The following is a 14,245-nucleotide window of genomic DNA, read 5'->3' as shown; positions in this document are numbered from 1 at the left end:
AAGAGTCAGGCCCGGACGCCCCGCAGGGCCATGGAGACCGCCGCGTCGGTGATGGTCCGCGGATCCTCCGCCGCACCGAGTTCGAGGCGCCGCACGGCCGCGTCGACCACGCCCTGGAGCAGCATGGCCGCCAGCCGTGGCTGGTCGTGGCCCAGTTCTTCGAGGGCCTCGACGATCATGGTGATCAGACCGCCGTGCGCGGCCCGGATCTTCTCCCGGGCGCCGGCGTCCAGCTCGCTGGCCGAGATCGCCACCACGGCCCGGTGCCGCCGGTCGCCGACCAGTTCCAGCTGTTTGCGGACGTACGCCTCCACCTTGGCGTCGGTGCCCTCGGCCTTGGCCATCGCCGCCTCGACCTCGGCCGCCCAGACCGGGAAGTCGACCTCGCACAGTTCCTCGACCACGGCGGCCCGCGACCGGAAATACTCGTACACGGACGAACGGGCGAGACCCGTGCGTTCGGCGAGTGCGGGGAAGGTCAGCGCCTCCGTACCGCCCTCGGACAGCAGGGAGCGTGCCGCGTCCAGCAGGGCGGCTCGCTGCATCGACCGGTGCTCGGCCACGGAGGCCGCTCGAATCCTTGGCACGCCGTCCACTGTACGGATGGACCGTCCGCGACGGGAGTCACCCGACCGGACCCGCAGGTCGCGGGCTCGCGAGCGGGGACACCGGCCTCCCACCGCTCCGGCCGAAAAGCGAGGGCCAGGAGCAACCACGGACGGAGGGCGGCCGGCCCGCGCCGAGAAGTCTCCCCGGAGGGAGGGCGCCTTGCGGAGGGGGTAGACCCTGCGGAGGGAGCAGGGTTCCTCCGTGGGGAGCGGCTCCCCGGAGGAAGCGCGCCCGGTGAGCGGCTCTGCGGGGAAACGGGTGCCCGGAGGAAGAGGGCCGTCCTGCGATGGCGTCGGACGGTGGCGGGGCGGCGGGGACGGGCGCACCGGACAACCCTCCCGTTCCCGAGAGGCGCCGCCGCCTCCGGCTCAGCGGGCGAATCCGGCCAGCTTGGCCCGGAGCTGGAGCACCGACTTGGTGTGGATCTGGCTGACCCTGCTCTCCGTCACGCCCAGCACGTTGCCGATCTCGGCCAGGGTGAGGCCCTCGTAGTAGTAGAGCGTGACGACGGTCTTCTCCCGGTCGGGGAGGGTGTTGATCGCCCGGGCCAGGAAGCGCCGCAGCTCCCGGTCCTCGGCCACCTCCACCGGGTTGTCGGCGGAGGTGTCCTCCAGGGTGTCCATCAGGCTCAGGCGGTCGCCGCCCTCGCCCCCGACGTGCAGCAGTTCCTCCAGGGCGACCACATTGGCGAGCGACAACTGGCTGAAAACCGCGTGCAGGTCGTCCACCGCGATGCCCATCTCACGGGCGACCTCGCTCTCCGACGGGGTGCGCCGGAGCCGTGCCTCCAGGGTCGCGTAGGCCCGCTCCACGTTGCGTGCCTTCTGCCGCACCGAGCGCGGGATCCAGTCCAGCGCGCGCAGTTCGTCGATCATCGCGCCCCGGATGCGGGTGATCGCGTAGGTCTCGAACTTGATCTGCCGCTCGACGTCGAACTTCTCGATCGCGTCGATCAGTCCGAAGACGCCGGAGGAGACGAAGTCCGCCTGGTCGACGTTGGAGGGGAGTCCCACGCCGACCCGGCCCGCGACGTATTTGACCAGCGGCGAGTAGTGCAGGATCAGCTGCTCGCGCAGCCGCTCGTCCCCCGTCTCCTTGTACGACCGCCACAGCTCGTCGAGCGTCGAGGGAGCGGGCGGCCGCACGTTGCCATGGTCGCGGGCGGCTGGGGGGATCGCCGCCCGGTCTGACCCGGAGGTGTGCTGGGGCATTCGTCGCCTTGTGCCGTTCTGCCGAGGAGTGGTGCTGCCTGTGTCGGATGGCCGGTGTCGGTGGCCGGTGGGATGGGATGCGTGCCCGTTCGGACCCTTGTGAGCGTAGCGTGACTGAGGCGTCGCGTTGTGCGAAGAGGGGTGGGTGGACCGGGCACGGAGGTCCTCCGCACCCGGTCCACCCGACGCCCGACCGTCGCTCTGGGTGATCACCCGAGTGTCCCAACTGACGTATTTTCCAAGGGATGTCGCTGTTCCCCCGGACGGCCGAACACGCTCGGTCAGGATGCGCCTCGATCACCGCTCGGCCGGGATCACCGCCTGGCGTGTCAACTTCCAGCCGTCGCCGTGTCGTTCGACGTAACCGAGTGCTCGCAGTTCGTACAGTCTCGCGACCGCGTCGTCGGGCGTGGTCTGCGCGCCGCGGGCGACCTCGTCGGGGGAGGCCGCACCGCGTCCCGGCAGGGCGGCCAGGACGCGGCGGGCGGCCGGTTCCAGCAGGTCCCGGGGCAGCACGGGCCCGCGGCGCTCGGGGGCCAGTTCGCCCATCCCGCCGACCAGTTCCACGACCTCGTCCGCGTCGGTGACGAGGACGGCGTCCTGCCGCAGCAGTTCGTGCACACCGGCGGAGAGGCCGCTGGTGGCGGGCCCCGGTACCCCCATCGTGTGACGCCCCAGGCGCCGGGCTGCCCTCACCGTCACCAGCGACCCGCTGCGGTGAGCGGCCTCGACGACCACGGTGCCCCGGGTGAGGCCGGCGATCACCCGGTTCCGGACGATGAACCGGCTCTGGGTGGGATGCTCACCGGGCGGCAGTTCGCCGATCACCAGGCCCTGTTCGGCGATCCTGGTGATCAGCCCGGTGTGCCCGCGGGGGTACGGGCGGTCGACGCCGCAGGCGAGGACGGCGACGGTGGCGCCGCCGGAGCCGAGGGCCCCGCGGTGGGCGGCGCCGTCGATGCCGTAGGCACCGCCGGACACCACGACCCACCCGCGCTCGGCGAGTCCGGCGGACAGCGTGGCCGCCATGTGGGCGCCGTACGGGGTGCAGGCGCGCGCGCCCACGACGGCGACCGAGCGCAGGGCCCACATCCGCAGGTCGGCCGGGCCTCGCACCCAGAGGCCCAGGGGGCGGGCGTCGCCCAGGTCGTCGAGCTGCCGGGGCCACTCGGCGGTCCCCGGGCTCACGAACCGCACGCCGGCTTCCCGGGCGACGGCGAGGTCCCGGTGCGGATCGGCCCGCTCGGCCCGGCTGCGGAGCCCGGCCCACCGCTTGCCGCTCACGCCCGGCAGGGGCTGCCCGGCCGACCCGGCCGACCGCAGCCGTCGTACCACCGCCGGCGCCCCGCGCTCCCGCACCCACCGCCCGCCGGCCTCGTCACCGGGTTCGAGCACCCGGGTGAGGAAGACCCGGGCGAGGAGGTCCTCGGCGTGGTCCACGTCGTCGCTGCCCTCTCGGCTCGGCGCGCTCCCGGTTCTGGCGCCCGGGCCCGCGTCGGTGCCCCCTGCGTTCGGCCGGCTCCCGGTTCCGGCGCCCGGGTCCGCGTCGGTGCCCCCTCCGTTCGGCGCCCTCCCGGATCCCGGGCCCGGGTTCGCGTCGGTGCTCCCTCCGCTCGGCCCGCTCCCGGTTCCGGCGCCCAGGTCCGCGTCGACGCCCGCTCCGTTCGGCCCGCTCCCGGATCCGGCGCACGGGTCCGTTCCCGCGCTCACGTCAGGGCTCCGATGTCCATCGGCACGCCCCGGGGCACGCCGGTGCGCAGTTGCAGGGCGAGGGCGACGTCCGCGATCTGGGGGCGGTCGTGGCCGACCAGGTCGGCGACGGTCCAGGCGACCCGCAGCACCCGGTCGAGGCCCCGGGCGGTGAGCACGCCCCGTTCCAGGCTCCGCTCGGCGTCGTCCATGGCTCCGGGGGCCGCTCCCCAGCGGCTGCGCAGTTCCCGGCCGGGGATGTCGCTGTTGGTGCGCCACGGGGTGCCCTCGAACCGGGACGCCGCGCGTTCCCGGGCAGCGCGCACCCGGGCCGCGACGGTGACCGTGGACTCGCCCCGGGCACCGGCGGCGGTGAGTTCGGCGCGGGTGACGCGGTCGGCCTCCACGCGGAGGTCGACGCGGTCCAGCAGGGGCCCGGAGAGCCGCGCCTGGTAACGGCGGACCGCGGAGGGCGGGCAGTCGCAGGAACCGTCCCGCAGGGAGAACCTCCCGCACGGGCAGGGGTTGGCCGCGAGCACCATCAGGAACCTGGCCGGGAAGCGCACGACCCCCGAACTGCGGGCGATCACCACGTGCCCCGACTCCAGCGGCTGGCGCAGGGCGTCCAGGGCATGGCTGCTGAACTCGGGCGTCTCGTCCAAAAAGAGCACACCTCGGTGGGCGAGCGAGACCGCCCCGGGCCGGGCGACACCGGGGCCGCCTCCGACGAGTGCCTGGAGGGTGGCCGAGTGGTGCGGGGCGCAGTAGGGGGCGGTGTCGACGAGGGGCTTGCCCGGAGGAAGCAGGCCGGCCACCGAGTGCACCGCGGTGACCTCGAGGGACTCCTGGCGGTCCAGTGCGGGCAGCAGGCTCGGCAGGCGCTCCGCCAGCATGGTCTTCCCCGCCCCCGGCGGCCCTTCCAGGAACAGGTGGTGACCGCCGGCCGCGGCCACCTCGACGGCGGTCCGTGCCGAGGTCTGGCCGACGATGTCGGCGAGGTCGTGCCCCTGCCCCTGGTCCCAGGTGGCCGCGGACCCGTGCATGCCGGTGGCCGCGCCGGCGCCGGGTACCCGCAGGCCCGCCAGCAACGGGTCGGGCCGCCCGGGCTCCACGGGTTCCTCCTCCGGGACGGGTTCGTCGGTGAGCACGGCGATCAGTTGGCGCAGGCTGCGGATACCCAGCACGGAGACCCCCGGCACCAGCGACGCCTCGGCGGCGGCACACTCCGGTACGACGACCTGCTCGTATCCGGCGTCGGCGGCGGCCAGTACGGCCGGCAGCGTGCCGCGGACGGGCCGGACCCGGCCGTCCAGCCCCAGCTCGCCGATCATCACGATGTCGGCCAGCACCCGGGGGTCGACCCGTTCCGCCGCACCCAGCACGGCGCTCGCCACGGCGAGGTCGAATCCGCTGCCGCCCTTGGGCACGGAGGCGGGGCTGAGGCCCACGGTGAGCTTCTTCTGCGGCCACTCGGCGCCGGAGTTGACCACGGCCGCGCGGACCCGGTCCCGGCTCTCCGTCAGGCTCTTGTCCGGCAGGCCGACCAGGGTGAACGCCGCGACCCCCGGTTCCAGGTCGGCCTGGACCTCCACGACGACGCCCTCGACGCCGACCAGCGCGACCGCGCACGTACGGGCGAACCCCATCTCAGGCCACCCCCCGCGCGTGCTCGACCCGGGGAGCCCCACGGGTGGGCAGCAGGACGCCGACCAGATCGATGCGGACACCTCCCGGGGGCGCTCCCCCGTGCCGGCTCAGCCAGCGTTCGGCGAGGTCGCGCAGGCGGCTCGCCTTGGCCGCCGTGACCGCCTCCATGGGGTGCTGGAACGTCCCCGACCTACGTGTCTTCACCTCGCAGACCACGAGAACGTCCCCGTCCCGGGCCACGATGTCGATCTCGCCGACCCGGCCGCAGCGCCAGTTGCGCTCCAGGACGGTCATGCCGGCCTCAGTCAGTCGCCGCGCGGCCAGGGCCTCGCCGTACCGGCCGAGCGCGCTGCGAGCGCCGTGGGCGCGCTGGTTGCCGTGGGCACGCTGGGCGACGGAGGTGCGCGCCGCACCGCGGGCCCGGACACGGGCACCCGCGGCCGTGTGTGTCGCCGGCCGGGCGGAGAGCGGCCGCTCGGACAGCGGTCGGGCGGGGAGCGGTAGGGCGGAGAGCGGTCCTTCGGCGAGCGGTCCTTCGGAGAGCCCTCGTCCGGCGAGCGGTCCTTCGGCGAGCGGTCGGGCGGCGAGCGGTCCTTCAGGGAGCCGTCGTCCGGGACGCGGGGAGGCCGCGCTGTCCGGCGGGTCGTCCCCGGCTCGTGGGAGGGGTACGGAAGGTGCACCCTGCCCGGGGGGCCTGCTCTGTCCGGAGTCTGCGTTCGGTTTCATGTCGGCACCGCCTTTCGGCACCCACCGTCACGCAGCCCGTCGCCCCAAGTGGATCTTGGTGGACTACCCGCCGGTTGTGGAAAACTCCGTCACCCGCTCGGGAGCTCCAGGTCGCTCTTGTTGAGCTCCTCGATGTTCACGTCCTTGAACGTCAGGACGCGCACCTGCTTGACGAACCGGGCGGGCCGGTACATGTCCCACACCCAGGCATCCGCCATCGACACCTCGAAGAACACCTCTCCCTGGACCGAGTGCACCTGCATCTCGTAGTCGTTGGTCAGGTAGAAGCGGCGCTCGGTCTCGATCACGTATTTGAACAGACCGACGACGTCGCGGTACTCCCGGTAGAGCTTGAGCTCCATCTCGGTCTCGTACTTCTCGAGGTCCTCGGCGCTCATGGCATGTTCCCCTTCAGCGTGCGATCCCCCCATTGTGCGCCAGTCCCGAGAGGCCCTCAGACGATTTCGGTGTCCAGGGTCTCCGGGCCGGCGGGGGGACCTTCGTCGAGCAGCCTCCGCAGCAGCCCGGCGAGTCCGGTCGGATACACCGTCTCATGCGCCCGTGCCAGTTCCGGGCACGTCCACCACCGTGCACCCACCACACTGCGGCGTTCCAGATCGGTCAGCGCCGTCGCGGCGGTCGCGGTCTGCTCGGTCCGCCCCAGGAAGTACCACTCGTCCTGGTCCCAGCGGCGGCCGGCGAAGGGGAAGGAGCACCGGCGCCGCCACAGCACCGGGCCGAGCTCCACGTCCGTGATGCCGGTCTCCTCGGCGAGTTCCCGCAGCGCGGCCTCCTCGCGGGTCTCCGAGCCCTCGACGCCGCCCCCGGGGGTGAACCACCAGTCGTCGGAGGGGTCGTCCGGTTCGTGACCGTGCAGCAGCAGGATGCGGTCCCGCGGGTCCAGCAGCACCACCCGGGCCACCCGGCGAGGTCCGCCCTGTCCCGGTCCGCCCTGTCCTGGTCCGCTCTGTTCTCGCCCAGCCTGTGCCGATACGTCACGCTCCGGCCAACTCTGCACCGATGTACCCTGCACCGATACGCCCTGTTCCGGAACGTCCTGTCCCGCCTGCTGCTCGCCGGGCACCGGAGCGGGTTCAGCGGCCACCGGAAGGCCCCGTCCCCGGTCCAAAGGTCCCCGCTCCCGGCCCGGAGGGCCCCCCTGACCCGGCGGACCCCGCGGCCCCCGCGGCCCCCGCGGCACCGCCCGTGCCCTTGCCGGCCCGGGCGCGGGAGGCCGCCGCGCGCTGGGCGAGCGGGGTGTACGCGGCGCCGCCGAGCACCAGCACGGCCCCCGTGACGATCACGGCCAGCATCACCGGCAGCGGGCCCGGGGAGGACAGGGCGCCCAGCTCGCGGAAGCCGGTGGGGGCCGGAAGCATGCCGTCCATCGGCCACACCACGGCGTCGACACGGGCCTGGACCGCGCTGCGCGCGACGGTGCCGTTGGCGGCGTCGGTGAGGTGGGCGGTGGAGTCGACCGAGCCGGACCGCTCGTCGCCGAGGAGGAACAGCCGGCCCTCGGGCACGGTCACCTCCGGGAAGGTCTGGAGGTCGGCGAGGTCGTCGCGGGACAGGTACGGCTCGTCGATCTCCTTGCCGTTGACCTTCAGCCTGCCGTCCTCGCAGCAGGAGACGGTGTCGCCGCCGACGGCCACCACCCGCTTGAGGACCGGCACGTCGGCCCAGTTCTCGTCGCGGAAGACGACGACGTCGCCGCGGCGCACGTCGGCGGCGTCGATCCGCTGGGCCAGGACGCGGTCACCGGCGCCGATCGTGGGCGCCATGGAGGTGGTCGGCACGGTGTACGGGCGGTACACGACGGCGCCCCAGACGAAGCCGCCGAGAAACAGCACCATGCCCAGGGCCACGGCCAGCCCGGACAGGAGCCGTCCGGTCCGGCCCGGCGCGGAGCCCCGGCCGGTGCCGCCGCGGCCCGAGGCCGTGCGCGTCGTGCTCTGACCACTCATGGGCGGCACCCTACCCGGCGGTACCTCGGCGGGTCAGCCCTTTCTCAGTGGCCCCGGCCCAGGTGCGCGCGCCGGCGGCGCCACAGCACCAGCGGCACCGCGCCGACGAGTGCCAGGCCCTGCGGGGCGAGGGTCAGGGCGGCTCCGGCCGAGGAGGCGGCGTCCAGCGCGGGCTGGTCGTAGGTGTCCGGGACCGGGAGGTTGTCCCAGCGGTTGACGGGCCAGGCGATGACGACGGCCCGGCCGACGACCTCCTTCACGGGCACCATGCCGTTGTTCTTGTCGGCCCGGTTGTACCGCGAGTCGCGGGAGTTCTGCCGGTGGTCGCCCATGACCCAGATGTGACCCTCGGGCACCTTCACCTTGAACTGGCCGCCCTGGTCGTCCTGGCTGCACGGGGTGTTGCCCGGGTACACGTACGGCTCGTTCAGCGCCTTGCCGTTGACCGTCAGCGGGCCGGTGCCGTTGCACTCGACGGTGTCGCCGCCGACGCCGACGACCCGCTTGATGAGGTCCTTCTCCTCGGCGGACGGCATCAGGCCGATCCAGCTGAGCATCTGCTGCAGGGCGTTGGCCTGGGGCGTGGGCTCACCCGCCAGCCAGTTGTCGGGGTCGTGGAAGACGACCACCTCGCCGCGCTCGGGCTCGGAGCCGAACCACGGGGTGAGCTTGTCGACCAGGACCCGGTCACCCTGCTGGAGGGTGTTCTGCATCGAGTCGGACGGGATCGAGAACGCCTGCACCAGGAACGTCTTGATCAGCAGGGCCAGGACCAGCGCGATGCCGATCAGGATCGGCAGTTCCTTCCAGAACGAGCGCGGCTTCTTCGCCGGGGGCACGCTGCCGTCCGCTCCTCCGCGTGCCGTGGGGGGCTGGTCCCCGGGACCGTCCCCGCCACCCGCCGGGGGGTGCTCCCCGGAGGTCACGGAGTCGTCCGCCGACGGACGGGCCGCTCCGACGGAACGTCCTCGGTACTCCTCGCCCTCGTGCCCGGACCGTGCGCCAAGCGCCGCATCCCCCACGCCAACTCCTTACTCTCTGCCGCCGCCCGCCCCTCGGACGGAGCAGGCCCACCACTCCCATAACGAGCGGGAGTTCCGCAGGGATCGGGAGCTGCATCATCGTGTTCGGATCGTCGGGGGCAACCCTATGCGACGGCGGGGGGCCCGCTGTCGCGGCGGGCGCCGAGTCCGACACGGAGGCGTAGGTTCCCGGTTCGTCCAGGGTGCTCCAGTGGCCGAGGGGCCAGGCGATCACCATCGCCCGTCCGACGACCTCGTCCTCGGAGACGGTGCCGCCGTAGTCGGTGTCCTGGTGCGAGCGGGAGTCGGCGGAGTTGGACCGGTGGTCGCCCATCACCCACAGCCGTCCCTCGGGGACGGTGACGTCGAAGGGGATCGTGGACGGGCGGTTGCCGGGGTACAGGTAGTCGTTCTCGTCGAGGGGGACGCCGTTGACGCTGACGCGGCCCTGGCGGTCGCAGCACTGGACCCGGTCGCCGCCGACCCCGACGACCCGTTTGATCAGGTCCTGTTCGTTGTCGGAGGGCAGCAGTCCGATGAAGGTGAGCCCGTCCTTGATCTGCTTGATGCCGATCGGGTCGTCCTTCTTCGGCGCGGGCTGCTCGGTCTGGAGCCAGCCGCCCGGGTCCTTGAACACCACGACGTCCCCGCGCTGCGGCTTGGAGCCGAACCACGGGGTGAGCTTGTCGACCAGGACCCGGTCGCCGATCTGGATCGTCTGCTCCATCGAGCCGGACGGGATGACGAAGGCCTGCACCAGGAAGGTCTTGAGGACCAGCGCGATCAGGACGGCGACCCCGACGAGCAGCGGGATCTCCTTGACGGCACTGCGGCGGCGGCGCCGCTTGACCTTGCGCTGGAGCCTGCGCCGCTCGGCCCGGCCGCGGGAGTCGCCCTTGGCGGCCCGGCGGGAGCCGGTGGGCAGCAGGTTCGCCACGGGGCTCGCCGGTGCGCCCCGGGGCTTGCCGCGGTTACCCATGGGAACCCCCCGTGGTGTGCGGGGCGCCGGCCGCCGGGGACGGGACGCGCGCGTAGGCGTCGGGGCGGTGCAGCCGGCGGGCCCGGTCCGGCGGCCAGGCGATCCCGTCGGCGCGGCCGATCAGGTCGTCGGCCGGGACCATGCCGCCGCCGGGCGAGCCGAGGCGGTCGCGCGAGTCGCTGGAGGCGCTGCGGTGGTCGCCGAGGAGGAACAGGCGTCCCTCGGGCACCACCACGTCGAAGGGGACCGTGGACGCGTCGTCGCCGGGGAAAAGGAAACCCGACTCGTCGACCGACCGGCCGTTCACCCGGATCCTCCCCTCCTCGTCGCAGCAGACCACGCGGTCGCCGCCGACCCCGACGACGCGCTTGATGAAGTCGCCGTCGCCGAAGTACCCGCCTCCGTCGAACACCACCACGTCACCGCGCTGCGGCGCGGATCCGAAACGGTATGCCAACTTGTTTACGAGAACGCGGTCCCCGATCCTCAATCCGGGCTCCATCGAGCCGCTGGGGATCTGGAAGGGCCGCACCACGAACGTGCTGAGCACCAGCAGGAAGGCCAGGCAGAGCGTCAGGGTCAGCGTGATCCACCCGCCGGGGAGCCACGCCACGCCCCGCCCCAACGCGGAACGCGACCGGCCCTCCGGGCCCGGTGTCCCCGAGGTGTCCTCGGTCGTGTCCGGGCGGGAGGAGCGGTCGCGCTCCGTCTGCTGTGCTTCGGTGTCCATCGGGGCCAGATGCTATCCGGCCCCGGCTCGACCCCGGAAAAGCGCTCAGCTCTCGCGCTTCTCCTTGATCTTCGCGGCCTTGCCGCGGAGGTCGCGCAGGTAGTACAGCTTGGCGCGGCGGACGTCACCCTTGGTGACGAGCTCGATCTTCTCCACGATCGGGGTGTGCACCGGGAAGGTGCGCTCGACGCCGACGGAGAAGGAGACCTTGCGGACCGTGAAGGTCTCGCGGACACCGGCACCCTGGCGGCGGATCACCACGCCCTTGAACTGCTGCACACGGGAGCGGCTGCCCTCGATGACGCGCACGTGGACGTTGACGGTGTCGCCGGGGCGGAAGTCCGGGATGTCGCTGCGCAGCGACGCGGAGTCGACGGAGTCGAGCAGGTGAGACATTTCGTCTGCTTTCTTCGCTGATGCCGCAGGTCATCAACGGCAAGGAGGTTCGGTTCGGGGATGTGCGGTGCGGGCGGGCGTCGTGTCCCCCTGCGGCAGGGGCGCACGCCGGAACGACGCACAACAGCGGCCTATTCTTCCACGCCGTCGGTCCTGCGCCAAAATCGGCCGTACGGCTCGCCCGCGGGGTCCGGTTCCCAGCCCAGGACGGACAGCATCTCGCGGTCCTTCTTGTCGAACGCCTCGGGCTCGCAGCGTGCGATGAGGTCCGGCCGGTGGGCGGTGGTGCGCTTGAGCGCCTCGTCGCGGCGCCAGCGGGCGATCCTGCCGTGGTGGCCGCTGAGCAGCACGTCCGGGATGCCCCGTCCCCGCCACAGCGGCGGCTTGGTGTGCACGGGGCCCTCCAGGAGGTTGGCCATGGCGCCGGGGGCGAAGGAGTCGTCGCGGTGCGACTCAGCGTTCCCCAGCACGCCGGGCAGCAGGCGGGCCACGGCCTCGGTGACGACCAGCACGGCCGCCTCGCCGCCGGCCAGGACGTAGTCCCCGATGGACACCTCGTACACGGGCATCCGGGTCGCGTACTCGTCGACGACGCGGCGGTCGATGCCCTCGTAGCGGGCCGGGGCGAAGATGAGCCAGGGGCGCTCGGACAGCTCGACGGCGAGGTCCTGGGTGAAGGGGCGCCCGCTGGGGGCGGGCACGATCAGCGCCGGTGCGCCGGCCCCCGCCTCGTAGCCGTCCGCGAGGACCGTGTCGAGGGCCTCGCCCCACGGTTCGGGCTTCATCACCATGCCGGGGCCGCCCCCGTAGGGCGTGTCGTCGACGGTGTGGTGCCGGTCGTGGGTCCAGGCGCGCAGGTCGTGCACGCGGACGTCGAGCTGCCCGCGGGCGCGGGCCTTGCCGACCAGGGAGACGTTCAGCGGTTCGAGGTACTCGGGGAAGATCGTGACGACGTCGAGCCGCATCAGGCGTCGTCCCCGGCGGCGTCGCGGGTCCCGTCGGCGGCGTCGTCGCGGGCGGAGGCGATCTCGGCGCGGTCGTCGATCAGACCCGGCGGCGGGTCGATGACCGCGCGCTGTTGCTCCAGGTCGACGAGGGTGACGATCTCCTCGACGAACGGCACGTAGACCTCGCTGCCGTCGGGGCGCTCCACGACGAAGAGGTCCTGGGCGGGCAGGTGGGAGATCTCGGTGATCCGGCCGACGGCGGTGCCGTCCACGGTGACCACGTCGAGGTCGATCAGCTGGTGGTCGTAGTACTCGTCCTCGTCCTCGGGCCGCTCGTCGGGGTCGACGTCGGCGATGAGGAGGGTGTTGCGCAGCGCCTCTGCGGCGGTGCGGTCGCGCACGCCCTCGAAGCGCAGCAGCAGGCGCCCGCTGTGGACCCGGCCGGTCTCGATGGTGAGCGGGCCGGCCGAGGGCGGGTCGGTGGCCAGGACGGCGCCGGGGCCGAGCCGCAGCTCGGGCTCGTCGGTACGGACCTCGACGGTGACCTCGCCCTTGATGCCGTGGGCGCGGCCGATGCGTGCGACTACCAGCTGCACGGTGCGGTATCTCCTGTCGGGACGACTTCGGGCCGGGGACGGCCGGTGGCCCTCCCCGGCCCGAGCCGGTGTGCGATAAGCGTCAGCGGACGTGGTCCACGTCGACGAGGTCGACCCGGACACCGCGGCCGCCGATGGCGCCCACGACGGTGCGCAGAGCGCGTGCGGTGCGGCCGTTGCGGCCGATCACCTTGCCGAGGTCGTCCGGGTGGACCCGTACCTCGAGCACGCGTCCGCGGCGCAGGGTGCGCGAGGCGACCTGCACATCGTCAGGGTGGTCGACGATGCCCTTCACGAGGTGCTCGAGAGCCTCCTCGAGCATGCTCAGGCCTCGGTCGGCTCGGACGCGGAGGAGTCGGCCGCGGCCTCGTCCTTCTTGTCCGCCTTCTTCTTGCGGGTGATGGCCTCACCCTTGGCGTCGTCGTCGCCGCCGATCGCCTCGAAGGACGGGCGGGCCGCCTTCTCCTCGGGCTGCAGCAGCGGCGCCGGGGCGGGCTCGCCCTTGAACTTCTGCCAGTCGCCGGTCTTCTGCAGGATGGCGCGGACGGCCTCCGTCGGCTGGGCGCCGACACCGAGCCAGTACGCCACGCGCTCGCTGTCGACCTCCATCACCGACGGGTTGTACGTCGGGTGGTACTTGCCGATCTCCTCGATCGCCCGGCCGTCACGGCGGGTACGGGCGTCGGCGACGACGATGCGGTAGTGGGGCGAACGGATCTTGCCCAGACGCTTCAGCTTGATCTTGACTGCCACGGGAGTGGAATCTCCTGGTTTTGACGTGGTTGGGCACGGCGGGAAGGCCGCGTGGGGTTGCGGTACCCGAGTGCCCGACGGACGCGTCAGCCGGAGGAGAGAGGGGTCCTGTGCGGCTGTCGAGTACAGCAGGCCATTCTGCCACACCGGCGAAGGGCCGCCGACCACGGGTGCGGGCGGGCACGACGCCGGGGCGCTCCGCGCGCGTGCGGAGCGCCTCGGCACACCGGCACCCGACCCTCCGGCACCCACGAGATGCCGGGCGGGGGTCAGCCTGCCGCTGCCACGACCTCCGGAATGCGGAACGGCTTGCCGCAGCCGCCGCAGACGATGGGGGCCTGGGCCAGGACGGACGGGACGACGCGGACGTTGCGCCCGCAGTCGCACACTGCCTTGACGCGTACACCTCCTCCGGAGGATCCGTGCCGTGCGGCGGGACCGCGGAAGCTGCGCGCGGTGTCGCCGGCGGTGGCGGCGGAGTGGGCCTTCAGCGCGCGCTGGAGGCGCTCGATGGTCGGGCGGTACCGGCGCTTCGCCTCGGGAGTGAGCGTGACCAGCGAGAAGCCGCTGCTCGGGTGCGGCTCCTCGGGGTGGTCCAGGCCCAGCTCCTCGGCGATCGCCAGGAACCGGCGGTTGTGGTAGCGGCCCGCTCGGGACGTGTCGCGTACACCGCGCGCGGCGGCGACGCCATGGACTGCCTCGTGCAGCAGTCGCTCGAAGGAGAGCTCGTGACCGCACGCGGACGACGACTCCCCGATCAGGGACTCGGGCGCGGCAAGATCCGGCAGTTCGGGGTGGTGCCGCTGAATGTCGGCCCACGCCTGCGCCAGTTCTGCGGCGAGTACAGGTGGTGTCTGTGTCGTGCTCACGTAATGACAACGAGCCGGGGTGGCTGTGTGTTCCGATTCCGGGCCATCGCAAATATTTTGCACGTACCCGTCAGTTCGCACTGATGCGTCACGACGAGGGCGCG

Annotated in this window: 16 protein-coding genes and 1 pseudogene; all 17 read right to left on the bottom strand. The window is 72.9% G+C overall.

What is annotated here, in order from left to right:
- Positions 1-5 precede the first annotated feature (5 nt).
- The gene (locus AC02VZ_RS16725; protein WP_432055600.1) at positions 6-563 is read right to left on the bottom strand and encodes a TetR/AcrR family transcriptional regulator; all 558 of its coding nucleotides are present in this window, start codon (positions 561-563) and stop codon (positions 6-8) included.
- Between the two features lie 414 nt (positions 564-977).
- Positions 978-1,820, bottom strand: coding sequence for an RNA polymerase sigma factor WhiG (gene whiG, locus AC02VZ_RS16720; protein WP_362092320.1), 843 nt, complete (start codon positions 1,818-1,820; stop codon positions 978-980).
- Positions 1,821-2,117: 297 nt separating this feature from the next.
- On the bottom strand, positions 2,118-3,260 hold the full coding sequence (gene dprA / locus AC02VZ_RS16715; RefSeq protein ID WP_432055542.1) for a DNA-processing protein DprA: 1,143 nt from the start codon (positions 3,258-3,260) through the stop codon (positions 2,118-2,120).
- Between the two features lie 266 nt (positions 3,261-3,526).
- A complete protein-coding gene (locus tag AC02VZ_RS16710) occupies positions 3,527-5,155 on the bottom strand; it encodes a YifB family Mg chelatase-like AAA ATPase (RefSeq protein ID WP_476475734.1) in 1,629 nt (542 codons plus the stop codon).
- Position 5,156: 1 nt separating this feature from the next.
- Complete coding sequence (locus AC02VZ_RS16705; protein ID WP_476475758.1) at positions 5,157-5,639, bottom strand: YraN family protein; 483 nt, start codon at positions 5,637-5,639, stop codon at positions 5,157-5,159.
- Between the two features lie 332 nt (positions 5,640-5,971).
- Positions 5,972-6,280 (bottom strand): DUF2469 domain-containing protein, encoded by a 309-nt coding sequence (locus tag AC02VZ_RS16700; RefSeq protein ID WP_003993268.1) that lies wholly within the window; start codon positions 6,278-6,280, stop codon positions 5,972-5,974.
- A gap of 56 nt (positions 6,281-6,336) precedes the next feature.
- Positions 6,337-6,804, bottom strand: coding sequence for an NUDIX hydrolase (locus AC02VZ_RS16695; protein WP_432055602.1), 468 nt, complete (start codon positions 6,802-6,804; stop codon positions 6,337-6,339).
- A 172-nt stretch (positions 6,805-6,976) separates the two neighbouring features.
- Positions 6,977-7,849, bottom strand: a complete 873-nt coding sequence (gene lepB, locus AC02VZ_RS16690; protein WP_476475733.1) for a signal peptidase I — start codon at positions 7,847-7,849, stop codon at positions 6,977-6,979.
- 44 nt (positions 7,850-7,893) lie between these two features.
- Complete coding sequence (gene lepB, locus AC02VZ_RS16685; protein WP_476475732.1) at positions 7,894-8,871, bottom strand: signal peptidase I; 978 nt, start codon at positions 8,869-8,871, stop codon at positions 7,894-7,896.
- Positions 8,765-9,850 (bottom strand): annotated as a pseudogene (gene lepB, locus AC02VZ_RS16680) (signal peptidase I); the annotation flags it as partial. The pseudogene lepB (AC02VZ_RS16680) and the gene lepB (AC02VZ_RS16685), both read right to left, overlap by 107 nt.
- Positions 9,843-10,580, bottom strand: coding sequence for a signal peptidase I (gene lepB / locus AC02VZ_RS16675; RefSeq protein ID WP_432055545.1), 738 nt, complete (start codon positions 10,578-10,580; stop codon positions 9,843-9,845). The pseudogene lepB (AC02VZ_RS16680) and the gene lepB (AC02VZ_RS16675), both read right to left, overlap by 8 nt.
- Positions 10,581-10,625: 45 nt before the next feature.
- Positions 10,626-10,976, bottom strand: coding sequence for a 50S ribosomal protein L19 (gene rplS, locus AC02VZ_RS16670; protein ID WP_432055546.1), 351 nt, complete (start codon positions 10,974-10,976; stop codon positions 10,626-10,628).
- A gap of 131 nt (positions 10,977-11,107) precedes the next feature.
- Positions 11,108-11,941 (bottom strand): tRNA (guanosine(37)-N1)-methyltransferase TrmD, encoded by an 834-nt coding sequence (gene trmD / locus AC02VZ_RS16665; protein ID WP_476475731.1) that lies wholly within the window; start codon positions 11,939-11,941, stop codon positions 11,108-11,110.
- On the bottom strand, positions 11,941-12,519 hold the full coding sequence (rimM, locus tag AC02VZ_RS16660) for a ribosome maturation factor RimM (protein WP_432055548.1): 579 nt from the start codon (positions 12,517-12,519) through the stop codon (positions 11,941-11,943). Before rimM ends, trmD begins: the two co-directional genes overlap by 1 nt.
- Positions 12,520-12,601: 82 nt before the next feature.
- Positions 12,602-12,841 (bottom strand): RNA-binding protein, encoded by a 240-nt coding sequence (locus AC02VZ_RS16655; protein WP_043444214.1) that lies wholly within the window; start codon positions 12,839-12,841, stop codon positions 12,602-12,604.
- Between the two features lie 2 nt (positions 12,842-12,843).
- Entirely contained in the window at positions 12,844-13,272 is a 429-nt protein-coding gene (gene rpsP, locus AC02VZ_RS16650) for a 30S ribosomal protein S16 (protein WP_362092300.1), read from the bottom strand.
- A 269-nt stretch (positions 13,273-13,541) separates the two neighbouring features.
- Entirely contained in the window at positions 13,542-14,141 is a 600-nt protein-coding gene (locus tag AC02VZ_RS16645; protein ID WP_362092297.1) for a hypothetical protein, read from the bottom strand.
- Positions 14,142-14,245 lie beyond the last annotated feature (104 nt).

The organism is Streptomyces sp. 3-6, from assembly GCF_056323165.1.
This window is presented reverse-complemented; position numbering and strand designations above follow the sequence as displayed.